Genomic DNA, 13,873 nt, shown 5'->3' on the forward strand with positions numbered 1-13,873 from the left:
GAATAGTGAATACCGAATGTTGAATATCGAAAGTACAGATACAAACCTGGATGTTCGGGGTTCGAAATTCGTTACTAACCGGTCATTCTTAATTCCCCGCTCTACCAGCCCGGATTCTGCGTCAGATTCGGATTCAGCTGGCGTTCTTTGGCGGGAATCGGAAACAGGTAATGTTTTTTCTCATCAAAGGGCCGGCCTTTTGAGGTCAGTTCCTGATAGGCTTTTTTCCAGCGAACCAGATCACGCCAGCGGTGCCCTTCCAGCCCCAGTTCCACCACGCGTTCGTGCATGATCCAATCCATAAAGGCGGTTTTCGATAAACCGGGATCCAATTCCTTCAAACCGGCCCGTTTCCGAACCCGGTTAACGGCGGCATAAGCATCGGCCGTCGGGCCCTGCGCTGAATTGGTGGCTTCGGCAAACATCAACAAGACATCGGCAAACCGCATGAGCCGGATGTTGACATCAGAACCGGTGGTCCAGTCGAACTCATTTCCCGCGTCTTTCTGGTATTTTCGAACGGCGTAATCAACCGGCAGAATATCAAACCAGGATTTGTATTCGAGTACTTTGTAATAATCCAACCCGTCGAATTTGCTGCCCTGGGGCCCGAAAACCGACGCCAGCAGTCGGGTGTCCCCCGTTTCAAACTGTTTAACGTACCACTCCGACGGAATTACGTTGTTATAGGCCCGCCCCCGAACCCCCATCTCCAGCGGCCGCAAACCGCCGGTTCCGCACTCGTCGCAGAACGCGCCCGGATCGACCGTGGTCGAAAACTGGACTTCAAAAAGCGATTCGCGGTTGTTTTCGTTCGTATTGGTGTGGTTGTCGCGGTAATTCGGCACCAGGTCGTAGACGTTCGAATCGATGATTTCCTTAAACAATTTGGCCGAAGCCGCGTAGTCGGCCTGGCTATTGGTCAGATTGGCACGGTACAAGAGTGCTTTCGCCCGAAATCCTTTGGCCGCTCCGCTGGTTACCCGACCAATTTCGTCGTCTTCATACGAAACCGGCAGCCGTTTTTCGGCCTCTTCAAAGTCCTTCAGAATGGCCGCGTACACATTGGCAGCCGCAATCCGGGTCGGTTGTTTTTCCTCGGGTTTACTGACATCGACCACTTTCAGGATCAAGGGCACATCGCCGAAATTGGTCACCAGAATGAAATAATACATGGCGCGCAGAAAATACGCTTCCCCTAGCAAACGGCTTTTGGTAGCCTCGTTCATCGGCACCCCCGGTATGCGGGTGATCGCCAGATTACTCCGGTAAACGCCCTGGTAACAACCTGACCAGACGAAATTAAACACCTCGTTGGTGGCGTCGGCTTCAGCATCCCGCATTAAAATCAGGCTCGGGCTGGTCGAAACCGTCGCATTGGTTTCGTCCGACATCAGTTCCTGCGTTAAATGGATAACCTGGGAATACAGATCCGGCGACGCCAGTGTGGCATAAGCCGCGTTGACCGCCTTGAGGGCATCTTCTTCCGTTTTGTAATAATTGTCCGTGGTCAGCACATTGACATTCTGGACATCCAAAGCCTTATCGCTGCAACCGGCCGTCAAACCGGCCACGAGTAAAAGCGTACTTATTTTTTTCATAAAAGCTCGGTATTCGGTTTACGGTTTTCAGTATTCGGTTTATGATAGTTTACGCATTCTTGCCTGCGTTAGCCGCCGTAAACCAAACACCGTAAACCCTAACGCTTTAAAAGTTGATTTGAACTCCCCCCATAAACATCTTTGACTGGGGTTGCTGGGCGAAATCGATCCCTTCCGCCATGGCCTGATTACGGGCGAATTCGGGATCGAAACCCGGGTATTTTGTTTTTGTAAACAGATTCTGCGCTCCGACATACACCCGCAACCGGCTGGCACCGAACGTAGATGTCAGCGTTTCGGGTAGTGTGTAACCCAGTTGCAATGACTTTACCCGAAAGTAACCGCCCTCTTCAATGAAGCGATCCGACGGCCGGAAATTCCGGTTGCTCGATGCATCGGCGCGGGGTTGCGTAGTCGACGGTTTTTCGCGGGTCCAGCGACTGAGCACTTCCGTTCCGGCATTATACCGACCCTGATAGCCATTCAGCCAGTAGGCATTCGCATTGTAAAGCTGGTTGCCCGAAACACCTTGCAGCAGCACCGAAAGATCGAAATTCATGCTGCTTACGGAAGCCGACAACCCGTAATAGAACGTGGGAACCGGGCTTCCAAGAACCGTTTTATCGGCATCCGTGATTTTACCGTCTTTATTCAGGTCTGCGTAACGAATATCGCCGGGTTCAGTACCGGTCAGGTTCGGATTCTTGATGATTTCGTCGCGGTTTTGAAAGATTCCCACGCGCTGAAAACCGTTGTAGCTTCCCACCGGCTCTCCCACCATCGTGGCCGTAACGGTTTCGTCCTGCACCAGACCGCCCAAAACGGGGGTCGGCCGGTCACCCAGCGAAATCACTTTGTTTTTCTGCCAGCTGGCAAAACCGGTCACGTTGAACGTAATCCATTCGTTGCTCCGCTCGGCGGTCAGAGACAGGTCAATTCCCGAATTATCCACGGTTCCGGCATTGGTCAGCGGGGCTGCGGCTCCGACCGACGCCGGCAGCGGAACCTCCACGAGCAAATCCGTCGTGCGTTTCCGAAAATAGTCGACCCGCAGTTTTACACGATTGTCGAACCCACTTACATCCAGTCCCACATTGCTGGTTGTCGTGGTTTCCCAGCGAATACCAGGATTGGGTAAGGTGCTGGGAAAAGCGCCGACGCCCAGAAAGGAGTTGGTCGGCCCGAATGGATAATTATAATTCTGGGCAATCAGAGAGGCATATTGAAAATCGCCGACATTATCGTTACCGGTTTTCCCCCATCCCGCCCGCAGTTTGACGGTAGTCAGATACGGCACCGATTCCAGAAATTTTTCTTTATTGATGGACCAGGCCGCCCCAAGCGAGGGAAAGGCGCCGAAGCGATGCCCCGGCCCAAACCGCGACGAACCATCGCGCCGTAATACCGCGGTCAGCCAGTATTTCTTTTCGTAATCGTACGACAACTGCCCCATCAGGCTCACGATCCGGTAGAAGGCGTAGGCCCCTCCCACGGTCCGGTTTCTGGACGACTGCCCCGCCGTAAGCGATCGGATGTCGTTTCCGGGCAACCCGTCGGCATAGGCGGTGATGTCATTGTTATTGTACGTCTGACGGCTTCCGGCCAGCAAAACCGCCAGCGAATGAGCCCCCGCCGTGCGGGTATAACTCAATTGATGATGCAGCAGCGTGTTGTAGCCCGTCTGTTTGGCGCGGGCCAGCGAAGCCGTCAGGTTAATGTTATATTCGCCCATGTTGAAGGCGGGCATGGAATACGCGCGGTCGAAATTCCGCAGGTCGAAACCGAGCGTGGCGCGGTACGTCAGGCCATCGAACAAGGTCCATTCGCCGAACAAATCCCCAATCAGGTTCAGCGACGTATGCCGGTCGTTGGTCAAAACCGACAACCCAATGGGATTAAGCGCGTCGTTGCTGGCATCCAGATACGTCGTTCCTTCGTAACCGCCAACGCGCTTGGGGTTAGTGATTGACAAATAGGGCGCACTTTTTATCGCCTGCTCAATGGGCGAACGGCCACTGGTACCTTCGTTGGCATGTTCAACAGCCTGACTGACGGTCAGGTGCTGACCTACCTTCAGGTTCTCGAGCAGATCAAAATCCGTATTGAGCCGAACTGAAAACCGCTCAAAATCGGAGCCCAGAATGACGCCATCCTGTTTGAAATAATCAGCGGCCACCAGGTAGCGGGCCGATTCGGTCCCGCCCGCTACCGAGACGTAGGCACTGCGCACGGGCGCCGGACGAAGCAAAGCTCCGAGCCAGTCGGTATTGGTTTTCAACAAGGTATCCAGCGACACCTGATTGGTCAGTTTAAACGCCGGAATCAGTCCGCCGTTCGAGCGACTGTCGTTGATGTAATCGATGTATTGACGGGTGTTGAGAAGTTGGGGCCGTTGATTCACCCGTTGAACGCCCGTCAATAAATCGACTGACACGCGCGGTTTTCCGATGGTTCCTTTTTTCGTCGTAATCAGCAAAACGCCATTCGACCCCCGCATGCCGTACAGGCCCGTCGATGCAGCGTCTTTCAGCACCTCCACCGACTCGATGGCGTTTGGGGCCAGCCAGTTTAAATTATCCGTTTGTCCGATAATCATTCCATCGACCACCACTAAGGGGGACGTATCGCCAAACCGTCCTGGTCCGTGAATTTGCAGGGTTGCCCCCCCGCCCGGTTTGCCGGAGTTGGAGCGTACCAGCAAACCGGCTACCTGTCCCTGCAAGGCTTGCATGAGATTTGCGGTAACAATTCGATTCAGTTTTTGGCTGGAAACCGTATCCGTCGAGCCGACATTCCGGAAGGCTGTCAGCTGGCCATTGCGGATCGAAAGTGAATCATCAGATTGTTTTTGGGAAGAGGCTGTTGCGGGTAGTTGAGTAATTAAAAGTACAAGAGAACAGGTAGTTAAAAAATGGGTTGACGTTGTCCATAACGTTGAGAAACACCGAAAATGCGGTGAGTGTATCATACCTGGAGTGGGTTAGAGGAAGTAATTCCGAAAGTTACTTACCTCCAAACGTAACAAGAATAATACCAATCAAAAAATAAAAAGTCTGCGCAATCACAAAGATTACGCAGACTCCCCGTACCCACGGACTTTAGTCCGTGTTTATTCGCGACAACTGGCGTTTTATTACCCATTCACCCGGACTTTAGTCCGTGGGTCCGTGTCTGTTATTTCTTCACAAACTCGCGGTGATAGGCGGCTTTGTACAATTCTTCTTCCGGCAAACTGCGGAAATAATCGTACGTGATGCGCAATCCTTCGGCGCGCGATACCTTCGGTTCCCAACCCAGAATCGCTTTCGCCCGGGTGATGTCCGGTTTCCGTTGCTTCGGATCGTCCGTGGGCAGCGGTTTTACGATGAGCTTTTGTTTGGTACCCGTTAGCTTGATAATTTCTTCGCCAAACTCGCGGATGGTGATTTCACCGGGATTACCAATGTTGACCGGATACGCGTAGTCGCTCAGCAACAACCGGTAAATTCCTTCAACCAGATCGTCGACGTAGCAGAACGAGCGCGTCTGGCTGCCATCGCCGAAAACCGTAAGGTCTTCTCCGCGCAACGCCTGACCAATGAAGGCGGGCAACACCCGACCATCATTCAGCCGCATCCGGGGGCCGTAGGTGTTAAAAATCCGTACAATCCGGGTTTCCAGGCCGTGGTAGGTGTGGTACGCCATTGTGATCGCTTCCTGAAACCGCTTGGCTTCGTCGTAAACACCGCGCGGCCCAACCGGGTTGACATTACCCCAGTAATCCTCGTTCTGCGGGTGAACCGCCGGATCGCCGTAGACTTCCGATGTGGACGCAATCAGCACCCGGGCGTTTTTGACCCGCGCCAGACCGAGGCAATTGTGAATTCCCAACGAGCCGACTTTCAGGGTCTGAATAGGAATTTTCAAATAATCGATCGGGCTGGCGGGCGACGCAAAATGGAGGATATAGTCCAGATCGCCCGAAACGTGGATGAATTTCGAGACGTCGTGGTGATAAAACTCGAAATTAGGCAACGGAAACAAATGCTCAATGTTGCGAATATCGCCCGTAATCAGGTTGTCCATCGCAATGACGTGGTAGCCTTCCCTGATAAAGCGATCGCAAAGGTGCGACCCCAAAAAACCAGCCCCGCCCGTAATTAGTACGCGTTTCATATTCTAGTTTATAAGTTTTTCCAGTTTATTGTCTATAGTTAAATCGGGCGGTTTTCAGTGTAAAAACCGCCCGATTTAACTATAACCTATTTTCATTTGCGTTTTACGCCGTTTGCGAAACTTCCGGAGTAACCGTTTCCCGACCGATGCTGTAATAGGTGTAACCAACTTCTTTCATCTGGTCGAGTTCGTAGACATTCCGGCCGTCGAAAATCAGTTTATTTTTTAGCAACAGGTTCATTTTACCAAAGTCCGGCGTCCGGAACAGCGGCCACTCGGTCATGATCACCAGTGCATCGGCGTCATCCAGGGCGGCATAGGACGTGTGGGCGTAGTTGATCTGATTGCCCAGAATATTCCGCACATTGTCCATTGCTTCGGGATCATACACCGTCACCTTCGCGCCTTCTTTCAACAGCGCACGGATGTTTTCCAGCGCCGGCGCTTCCCGGATGTCGTCGGTATACGGTTTAAAGGCCAGCCCCCAAACCGCAATGGTTTTCCCTTTCAGGTCGCCGTCGAAATGCCCTTTGATGAGCGGCAGCAATTTGCTCTTCTGTTTGGCGTTCACGTCCATCACCGACTTCAGAATCTGGAAATCGTAGTCGTATTCCTGAGCGGTTTTGGCCAGCGCCTGTACGTCTTTCGGAAAACAGCTCCCGCCGTAACCGATTCCGGCGAACAAAAACCGCTTGCCAATCCGGCTGTCGGTTCCGATGCCCCGGCGAATGTCGTCGACGTTGGCTCCGGCCTTTTCGCACAGGTTGGCAATCTCATTCATGAACGAAATTTTAACGGCCAGGAACGCATTAGCGGCATATTTGGTCATTTCGGCGGATCGTTCGTCCATGAAAATAACCGGGTTACCCTGCCGAACCAGTGGCGCATACAACTTATTCAAAACCGCTTTGGCTTTATCCGATTTCGTTCCGATCACGACGCGGTCGGGTTTCATGAAATCATCAACAGCGACACCTTCACGCAGGAACTCGGGGTTTGAAACCACATCGAAATCGATTTTGGCACCCCGGGAAATATGCACCCAAACCTTTTCCGCCGTTCCGACCGGCACCGTGCTTTTGTCGACAATCACAGCGTATTGTTTCAGCAACGGCCCCAGATCGTCGGCCACTTTCAGGATATATTTCAAGTCAGCCGAACCGTCTTCGCCCGGAGGAGTGGGCAGGGCCAGAAAAATAACCTCCGCGCCTTCAATCCCTTCGGCCAGATTGGTCGTAAATTTCAAACGACCTTCGGCAGTATTCCGGTTGAACAGAACGTCGAGACCCGGCTCATAAATAGGAATGATTCCGTTGTTCAGTTTTTCAACTTTCCGCTCGTCAATATCGACGCAGACGACCTGGTTACCGGTTTCGGCAAAGCACGTTCCCGTTACAAGTCCGACATACCCGGTTCCAATAACTGCTAATTTCATGTGGAGTAATTAAGTTATATACTAAGGATGGTTGATGGAAGTCAATTGATTTGTACTTTTTATATACTTGGATTGCAGGACACAAAAATAGATTTTTTTGCTCAATTCCGACTGTCGATTCCTGAATTTGTGAGGGACAGGCCAAACATGATCGCTAGCAGGCTGGTTGAATGACAGTTAGAGCGCGATTTTGGCAGCTCAACCAATTGATAAAACCGGTTGTCAATTGATTTCCCAAGCGGTTTGGGACTATCGGTATATTTTTGTAGATTATTACTAAAATCAGGAAGATTCGGCCACACAACACAGCACGTTCATGACTTCAGAAATTGTAGAAAACCAAGTACAAGATACCGCGCAGCTTATTGCGCAAACCGTTCGCGACTTTGCCGCGCGGCAAATCCGGCCTTTTGTGCGGGATTGGGACGAAAGCCAGCATTTTCCGCTCGAAACCATGCGCCAGTTGGGCGAGCTGGGTTTACTGGGCGTTTTGGTGCCGGAAGAATACGGGGGGTCGGGGCTGGGGTACCGCGAATACGTCGGAGCGATTGTTGAATTGGCTAAAGTCGATGGCGCGATCGGGCTGTCGATGGCGGCCCATAACTCCCTGTGTACGAACCACATCTTAACATTTGGCAATCCCGGGCAGAAGAATAAGTATTTACCCAAACTGGCCACCGGCGAATGGATCGGTGCCTGGGGGCTTACGGAACCGAATACCGGTTCGGATGCGGGCAATATGAAAACCGTTGCCGTTCGGGATGGCGACGACTGGGTGTTGAATGGTTCGAAGAACTTTATCACGCACGGCAAAAGTGGCCATGTAGCGGTGGTCATTGCCCGAACGGGGGCGCCCAACACCGCCCACAACGCCACGGCTTTTGTCGTCGAACGCGATACAGCCGGGTTTTCGGGGGGGAAAAAAGAAGATAAACTGGGGATGCGCGCGTCGGAAACGGCGGAGATGCTCTTTCAGGATTGCCGCATTCCCGACAGTCAGCGGCTGGGTGAAGTCGGCGATGGCTTTGTTCAATCGCTGAAAATTCTGGATGGCGGCCGGATTTCAATCGCGGCCCTGAGCCTCGGCATCGCGATGGGTGCCTACGAACACGCTTTGAAATACGCCCAGGAACGGCAGCAGTTCGGCCAGCCGATTGCCCGGTTTCAGGCCATTGCGTTTAAACTGGCCGATTTAGCCACCACCATCGAAGCGGCAAAACTATTGACCTATCAGGCGGCCGATTTGAAAGATGCCGGAAAACCGGTGACGAAAGAGTCGGCGATGGCGAAACTCTATGCGTCGGAAGTGGCCGTAAAAACCGCCGACGAAGCCGTACAGATTTTCGGCGGGTATGGCTACATCAAAGATTTTCCGGTTGAGAAATTTTACCGCGACGCCAAGCTCTGCACCATCGGCGAGGGCACCAGCGAAATCCAGCGGGTGGTTATTTCACGGCTGTTGCTACCCTAAAAGAAAAGGCGGAGAATAACCCCGCCTTTTCTATCTATTCACAATTAAACCTCTTACTGACTACTCTTTTTCTCGGTCTTTTTCACTTCGGTTTTTTTGGCCATGACGTGGTGTTTGCCATGCTTGCCTTTCATTTTTTCGCCTTTCATGGCGGTGTTGGTAGTTGCTGTGGATTTAGCCGGTTTGTCCTGCGAAAAAGCGGCCGGTGCTGCTAAGATAGCCGCGCAAACAGCGGCAATGATCAACTTCTTCATGGTATTGACCTTTTTTGATAGTTAATTTAAACCTGCCTATCGACTGATTTCTAATGAAAGGTCAAAATTTTCTATTAAATCCCTGTTAAGTTTGATTTAAAAGAGGATTAAAGATTGAGCAGGGAATTGGCTTTACAGGTAGTGATTTATCGTTTCAAGTATAGGCGTGGTGAACCAAAAACTTCAGGCCATAAAGGCTATACTTATTAAACCTTATTGTTCTTCATAATGATAGGTCAACCCGCCATCCACAAAATAAGTACTGCCGGTTACGTAGGCGGCATCTTCGCTCGCCAGAAAAGCCACGACAGCAGCCACTTCTTCCGGTTTGCCCAGGCGCTTCATCGGGATGTTTTTCAACAGATTATTAAGTAATTCCGGCGTTTCCAGTAAATGCTGGTTGATCGGTGTGGCTACGGCACCCGGCGCTACGTTGTTGATCCGGATGTTTAGCGGGGCCAGTTCGGTGGCCAGGTTTCGGGTAAGCATTTTCAAACCGCCTTTACTGGCGCAATAGGCTGCGAAATGAGGAAAGATAATTTCCTCGTGGACCGAACTCATGTTCACCACCACACCCGGGCGGTTATTCGCCCGACAATACTTCACAAACGCCTGAATACCAAAGAATACGCCTTTCAAATTGGTATTCATCACAAAATCGTATTCGTCTTCGGTGACATCCCAAAAGTCGTGATTGCGCTCAACCCCGGCGTTATTGACCAGCGCATCCAAACGTCCAAAGGTTTCAATCGCACTGGTCACCAGGCCAATCACGTTTTTCGGATCGCTGACATCAGCAGCAATGAATCTCGCCTGCTGCCCCATGGCCGTAATCTGATCGATAATGCCCTGGCCTCGCTCATCAAACTTGCGGCCGTTCAGGATGATGTTCGCGCCTTCGCTTGCCATCCGCAACGCACAAGCCGCCCCAATGCCCTGCGTACTGCCGGTTATCAAGACCGTTTTCCCTTCGAATCGTTTCATATCTTTTTGTGCTTTTGAACTAAGTACCAGCTGGTTTGAATCAAACCGAAACCATTTCAATTACGCTAACAGGGCCACCAGACCCGTCCAGCCGGTCTGGTGGCTGGCCCCGAGCCCTTTTCCGGTGTTGCCGTCAAAATACTCGTGGAACAGAATATAATCTTTAAAGTGTTCGTCGGTTTGTAGCTTTTCATTATCACCCAAAACCGCCCTTCTGCCGTTTTCGTCTTTCAAAAAGATTGCATTCAGCCGTTTTGAAAGCTGGTCAGCTACTTCGCGGATCGTACTGAAATGCCCGGAACCGGTCGGAAATTCGATTTTAAAATCATCACCGTAATACTCGTGAAACCGGTGTAAGCCCTGAATCAGCAGGTAATTAACCGGCATCCAGATCGGCCCGCGCCAGTTGCTGTTTCCACCAAACATCCCGCTATCGCTCTCGGCCGGATTGTAGCGCACCGAAAAATTCTGTCCCGCCAGCCCGTATTCGAAAGGTTGCTGTTCGTAGACTTTCGACAGCGACCGAATGCCGTAGGGCGACAGAAATTCGTTTTCATCCAGCATCCGTTGCAACAAACACTTCATCCGATGCCCGCGTAACAGACTGAGCAGCCGCATGCTATCCGCACCGTTCTCGCCCCGCCAATTGCTCACCAGACTAGCCAAATCGGGACGCTGCGCCATAAACCACGTCATGTGCGACACCAGCCGCGGCAGCTTTTCCCATTTTTTATCTTCCGCAACCTGCACGGCAAACAACGGAATCAGCCCCACCAGCGAGCGCAGCCGCAGCCGACTCCAGGATCCGTCGGGCATCCGGAGCATATCGTAATAAAAACCGTCCTGCTCATCCCATAACCCCTGTCCTTCGATGTCGCCCATGTTGGCCATGCTCCCGGCAATGTAAAAAAAGTGTTCGCCGTACTTGATCGCCAGATCTTCGTACACCGGATTCGTCAGCGCCAGTTCCATCGCAATTTGCATCAGCGTGAGCGAATACATCGCCATCCAGCTCGTGCCGTCGGCCTGTTCCAGCTGGCCCCCGCCGGGCAGTGGTGCGCTGCGATCAAATATGCCGATGTTATCGAGCCCCAAAAAACCGCCCTCGAAAATGTTGTTGCCTTCGCTGTCTTTCCGGTTGACCCACCAGGTAAAATTGAGCATCAATTTATGCAAAACCCGTTGCAGAAAAACCGTATCCGGTTTTCCTTTTAACGCTTCGTCGGCTTTGTACACTTTCCAGGCCGCCAGTGCATGAACGGGCGGATTGACGTCGCTGAAATTCCATTCGTAAGCCGATAACTCCCCATTTGGATGCATGTATTTTTCCTGCAACAGCAACAGCAACTGTTCTTTGGCAAAATCCGGATCGATTTCGGCCAGAATGATGCAGTGAAACGCCAGATCCCAGGCGGCAAACCAGGGATATTCCCATTTATCGGGCATGGAAATGATATCGGCCGCAATGAGGTGTTTCCAGTTGGCATTACGAATGGTTTTACGGCTTTCGGGCGGAGGAATCTCACCCGCATCGCCATTGAGCCACGTATTGACGTTAAAATGATAAAACTGCTTGCTCCACAACATGCCCGCCCACGCCTGTCGCTGCACCATTCGTTCCTCATCCGTCGCTAAGCTATTTTGTTTCGTTGCGTAAAAACCGTCAGCATTGGCTTTTTGGGCAGTAAAAACCGCATCAAAATCCGCAAATGGCTGGCTGTTTTCCTGATTAGTCAACCGAAGTTTAAATGTCCGACTACTTTTTGCCGATACGGTTACCTGATAATAAGCCGACACTTTCGTACCGGTTTGCTGCGGATTTACGGCATCATTCTGCCCATTTACGATGTAGTTGTTGATGCCATCCTTGACGTAAGCAGCGGTGTTGGGCGCGTTGTATAATCGCTCGTTGTTCGTTTCATTTTCGGTAAATAAAAACCGCACATCGCCCTCGGCGTAGCAATAGTATATACCTAGATTCCGGGTTTGGATCAGCAGTTGATTCGCGCCAATCTGCGAGATAACCGGTTTTTTATCCGGCTCATTCCAGTTCAATGTATTCCGAAACCACAAGGTCGGCAACAGGTGCAACGGGGCATCTCGGTTGCTGCGGTTCTGAACGGTATACTTCAGGAGAATATCGTGTTCATCGTTTTTCGCGTATTCAATGAATACATCGAAGTAGTGATCGTCGTTAAAAATTCCGGTATCGATCAGTTCAAATTCCGCTTCCTGTTTCGACCGACGGCGGTTTTCGTCCACCAGCCACTGGTACGGATACGCCTGCTGCGGATATTTATAGAGCATTTTCATGTAGCTGTGCGAAGGCACGTTGTCCAGGTAATAGTACAACTCCTTCACATCCTCGCCGTGATTGCCCTGCTGGTTGGTCAGGCCAAATAACCGTTCCTTCAAAATGGGATCGCGTCCATTCCACAACGCCAGTGCCAGACACAGAAATTGCTGCCGGTCGCTAATTCCGCCGATGCCTTCCTCTCCCCACCGATACGCCTTGCTGCGGGCCATATCGTGGCTTACGTAATTCCAGGCATCACCGTCGGCGCTATAATCTTCCCGTACCGTACCCCACTGTCGATCACTCACATAAGGCCCCCAGGTTCGCCAGGTGTTGCTGTGTTGCAGCTTCTCAAATTCAGTCATGTTAATGAGTGTGGGTGACCGGTTTTTCGTTTTCCCGATTAATCAATACCGTTAAATCCGATTCTAATTACCACTTTACTTTGCATATAACAACTGAATAAATGGGATGTCGGGCCAAAAGGATTAACTGTGTGTTAAAGTTGAGGATAGGTAAGAGTCACAAACTGAAACTTCCAACCACTGATTTTCCCATCCTTTCTAACAGCCTTTCACGCCGGTTTTTTCCGCCAACATCATAAATCCTGAACTTATCCTTCTAATTATCCGAGATTTACTGTAACTAGATAAAAGATCTGAGACGAGCGATATGAGACATTTGACTAACCAATTCTGTCTCAGCTCTCTTGTCTACTATCTTTCCTCTTACTAAATCACTTAACCTCGCGCTACTCATGGGATATGTTTTTTTGACATTAGTCGTTCTGGCTCTTCTGGTTGTTTTCATGACTGTTAAAGTCGTTCCGCAGCAAACCGCTTACGTCGTGGAGCGACTGGGCAAATTCTTCGATGTGCTTCAACCGGGTATTACGTTTATCATTCCATTTTTCGACCGGGTTGCCTACAAGCACAACCTGAAAGAAACCGCCCTCGATATTCCCGAGCAGATCTGTATTACACGCGATAACGTTCAGGTGCGGGTCGATGGCGTTATTTTTATCCAGATTGTCGATGCGCAGAAAGCGTCGTACGGGATCGCCGATTACCGGTTTGCGGTCATTCAGTTGTCACAGACTACAATGCGGAGCGAAATGGGAAAAATTGAGCTGGACAAGACGTTTGAAGAGCGCACAACGCTGAATCAGGCCGTGGTCCGCGCGATCGACGAAGCCGCTATCGGCTGGGGTGTCAAGGTGTTACGCTACGAAATCAAGAATATTACGCCCCCACAATCCGTTTTAAATGCGATGGAAAAGCAGATGCAGGCCGAGCGCGAAAAACGGGCGGTGATTCTGCAATCGGAGGGCGAGAAGCAATCGGCCATCAACATTGCCGAAGGGCAAAAACAGAAAGTGGTGCTGGAATCGGAAGGGGTTCGGTTGCGGCAGATCAACGAAGCGGCCGGGGAAGCGGAAGCCATCAAATCCATTGCCGACGCCACCGCCGAAAGTATCCGGAAAGTGGCGGCTGCCATCAACGATGAAGGCGGAATGGACGCGGTGCAGTTGCGGGTCGCCGAACAGTTGGTCGATCAGTTTGGCAACCTGGCGCGCACCAACAACACGCTGATTTTACCCGCCAATTTTGGGGATCTATCCTCCATTATCTCGACCGCCATGACGGTGGTCAAACATCAGGATAAAACAAAATAAGC

General features: G+C 51.3%; 9 protein-coding genes. 2 read left to right on the top strand and 7 right to left on the bottom strand.

Annotated features, from left to right (window positions below; genetic code table 11):
- Nucleotides 1–101: 101 nt before the first annotated feature.
- The 4 genes from EHT25_RS21290 to EHT25_RS21305 all read right to left on the bottom strand — a co-directional run bounded on the left by EHT25_RS21290 (nucleotide 102) and on the right by EHT25_RS21305 (nucleotide 7,191).
- Nucleotides 102–1,601: a RagB/SusD family nutrient uptake outer membrane protein gene (locus tag EHT25_RS21290; RefSeq protein WP_124877196.1), complete on the bottom strand. Its 1,500-nt coding sequence runs from the start codon at nucleotides 1,599–1,601 to the stop codon at nucleotides 102–104.
- Nucleotides 1,602–1,707: 106 nt separating this feature from the next.
- Complete coding sequence (locus EHT25_RS21295; protein ID WP_124877197.1) at nucleotides 1,708–4,569, bottom strand: SusC/RagA family TonB-linked outer membrane protein; 2,862 nt, start codon at nucleotides 4,567–4,569, stop codon at nucleotides 1,708–1,710.
- A gap of 206 nt (nucleotides 4,570–4,775) precedes the next feature.
- Nucleotides 4,776–5,756 (bottom strand): UDP-glucuronic acid decarboxylase family protein, encoded by a 981-nt coding sequence (locus EHT25_RS21300; RefSeq protein ID WP_124877198.1) that lies wholly within the window; start codon nucleotides 5,754–5,756, stop codon nucleotides 4,776–4,778.
- 103 nt (nucleotides 5,757–5,859) lie between these two features.
- Complete coding sequence (locus EHT25_RS21305) at nucleotides 5,860–7,191, bottom strand: UDP-glucose dehydrogenase family protein (RefSeq protein WP_124877199.1); 1,332 nt, start codon at nucleotides 7,189–7,191, stop codon at nucleotides 5,860–5,862.
- Nucleotides 7,192–7,507: 316 nt separating this feature from the next.
- Between EHT25_RS21305 and EHT25_RS21310 the strand changes: the two genes are divergently transcribed.
- Nucleotides 7,508–8,662 carry an acyl-CoA dehydrogenase family protein gene (locus EHT25_RS21310; protein WP_124877200.1) on the top strand — a complete coding sequence of 385 codons (1,155 nt, stop codon included), beginning with the start codon at nucleotides 7,508–7,510 and terminating at the stop codon, nucleotides 8,660–8,662.
- Nucleotides 8,663–8,715: 53 nt separating this feature from the next.
- Here EHT25_RS21310 and EHT25_RS21315 read toward each other — a convergent pair whose 3' ends face one another.
- The 3 genes from EHT25_RS21315 to EHT25_RS21325 all read right to left on the bottom strand — a co-directional run bounded on the left by EHT25_RS21315 (nucleotide 8,716) and on the right by EHT25_RS21325 (nucleotide 12,561).
- Nucleotides 8,716–8,916: a hypothetical protein gene (locus EHT25_RS21315; protein WP_124877201.1), complete on the bottom strand. Its 201-nt coding sequence runs from the start codon at nucleotides 8,914–8,916 to the stop codon at nucleotides 8,716–8,718.
- 213 nt (nucleotides 8,917–9,129) lie between these two features.
- On the bottom strand, nucleotides 9,130–9,900 hold the full coding sequence (locus EHT25_RS21320) for an SDR family NAD(P)-dependent oxidoreductase (protein ID WP_124877202.1): 771 nt from the start codon (nucleotides 9,898–9,900) through the stop codon (nucleotides 9,130–9,132).
- A 60-nt stretch (nucleotides 9,901–9,960) separates the two neighbouring features.
- A complete protein-coding gene (locus tag EHT25_RS21325) occupies nucleotides 9,961–12,561 on the bottom strand; it encodes an MGH1-like glycoside hydrolase domain-containing protein (RefSeq protein ID WP_124877203.1) in 2,601 nt (866 codons plus the stop codon).
- A gap of 392 nt (nucleotides 12,562–12,953) precedes the next feature.
- On the opposite strand from EHT25_RS21325, the gene EHT25_RS21330 reads away from it, so the two are divergent.
- Nucleotides 12,954–13,871 (top strand): SPFH domain-containing protein, encoded by a 918-nt coding sequence (locus tag EHT25_RS21330; protein WP_124877204.1) that lies wholly within the window; start codon nucleotides 12,954–12,956, stop codon nucleotides 13,869–13,871.
- Nucleotides 13,872–13,873: the final 2 nt, after the last annotated feature.

This window comes from Larkinella rosea (assembly GCF_003858635.1).
Taxonomy (GTDB): Bacteria; Bacteroidota; Bacteroidia; order Cytophagales; family Spirosomataceae; genus Larkinella; species Larkinella rosea.

Coding starts and splice junctions, on each gene's coding strand:
- EHT25_RS21315 (WP_124877201.1), bottom strand. CDS start 8,916: ATGAAGAAGTTGATCATTGCCGCTGTTTGCGCGGCTATCTTAGCAGCA.
- EHT25_RS21325 (WP_124877203.1), bottom strand. CDS start 12,561: ATGACTGAATTTGAGAAGCTGCAACACAGCAACACCTGGCGAACCTGG.
- EHT25_RS21320 (WP_124877202.1), bottom strand. CDS start 9,900: ATGAAACGATTCGAAGGGAAAACGGTCTTGATAACCGGCAGTACGCAG.
- EHT25_RS21290 (WP_124877196.1), bottom strand. CDS start 1,601: ATGAAAAAAATAAGTACGCTTTTACTCGTGGCCGGTTTGACGGCCGGT.
- EHT25_RS21300 (WP_124877198.1), bottom strand. CDS start 5,756: ATGAAACGCGTACTAATTACGGGCGGGGCTGGTTTTTTGGGGTCGCAC.
- EHT25_RS21330 (WP_124877204.1), top strand. CDS start 12,954: ATGGGATATGTTTTTTTGACATTAGTCGTTCTGGCTCTTCTGGTTGTT.
- EHT25_RS21305 (WP_124877199.1), bottom strand. CDS start 7,191: ATGAAATTAGCAGTTATTGGAACCGGGTATGTCGGACTTGTAACGGGA.
- EHT25_RS21295 (WP_124877197.1), bottom strand. CDS start 4,569: ATGATACACTCACCGCATTTTCGGTGTTTCTCAACGTTATGGACAACG.
- EHT25_RS21310 (WP_124877200.1), top strand. CDS start 7,508: ATGACTTCAGAAATTGTAGAAAACCAAGTACAAGATACCGCGCAGCTT.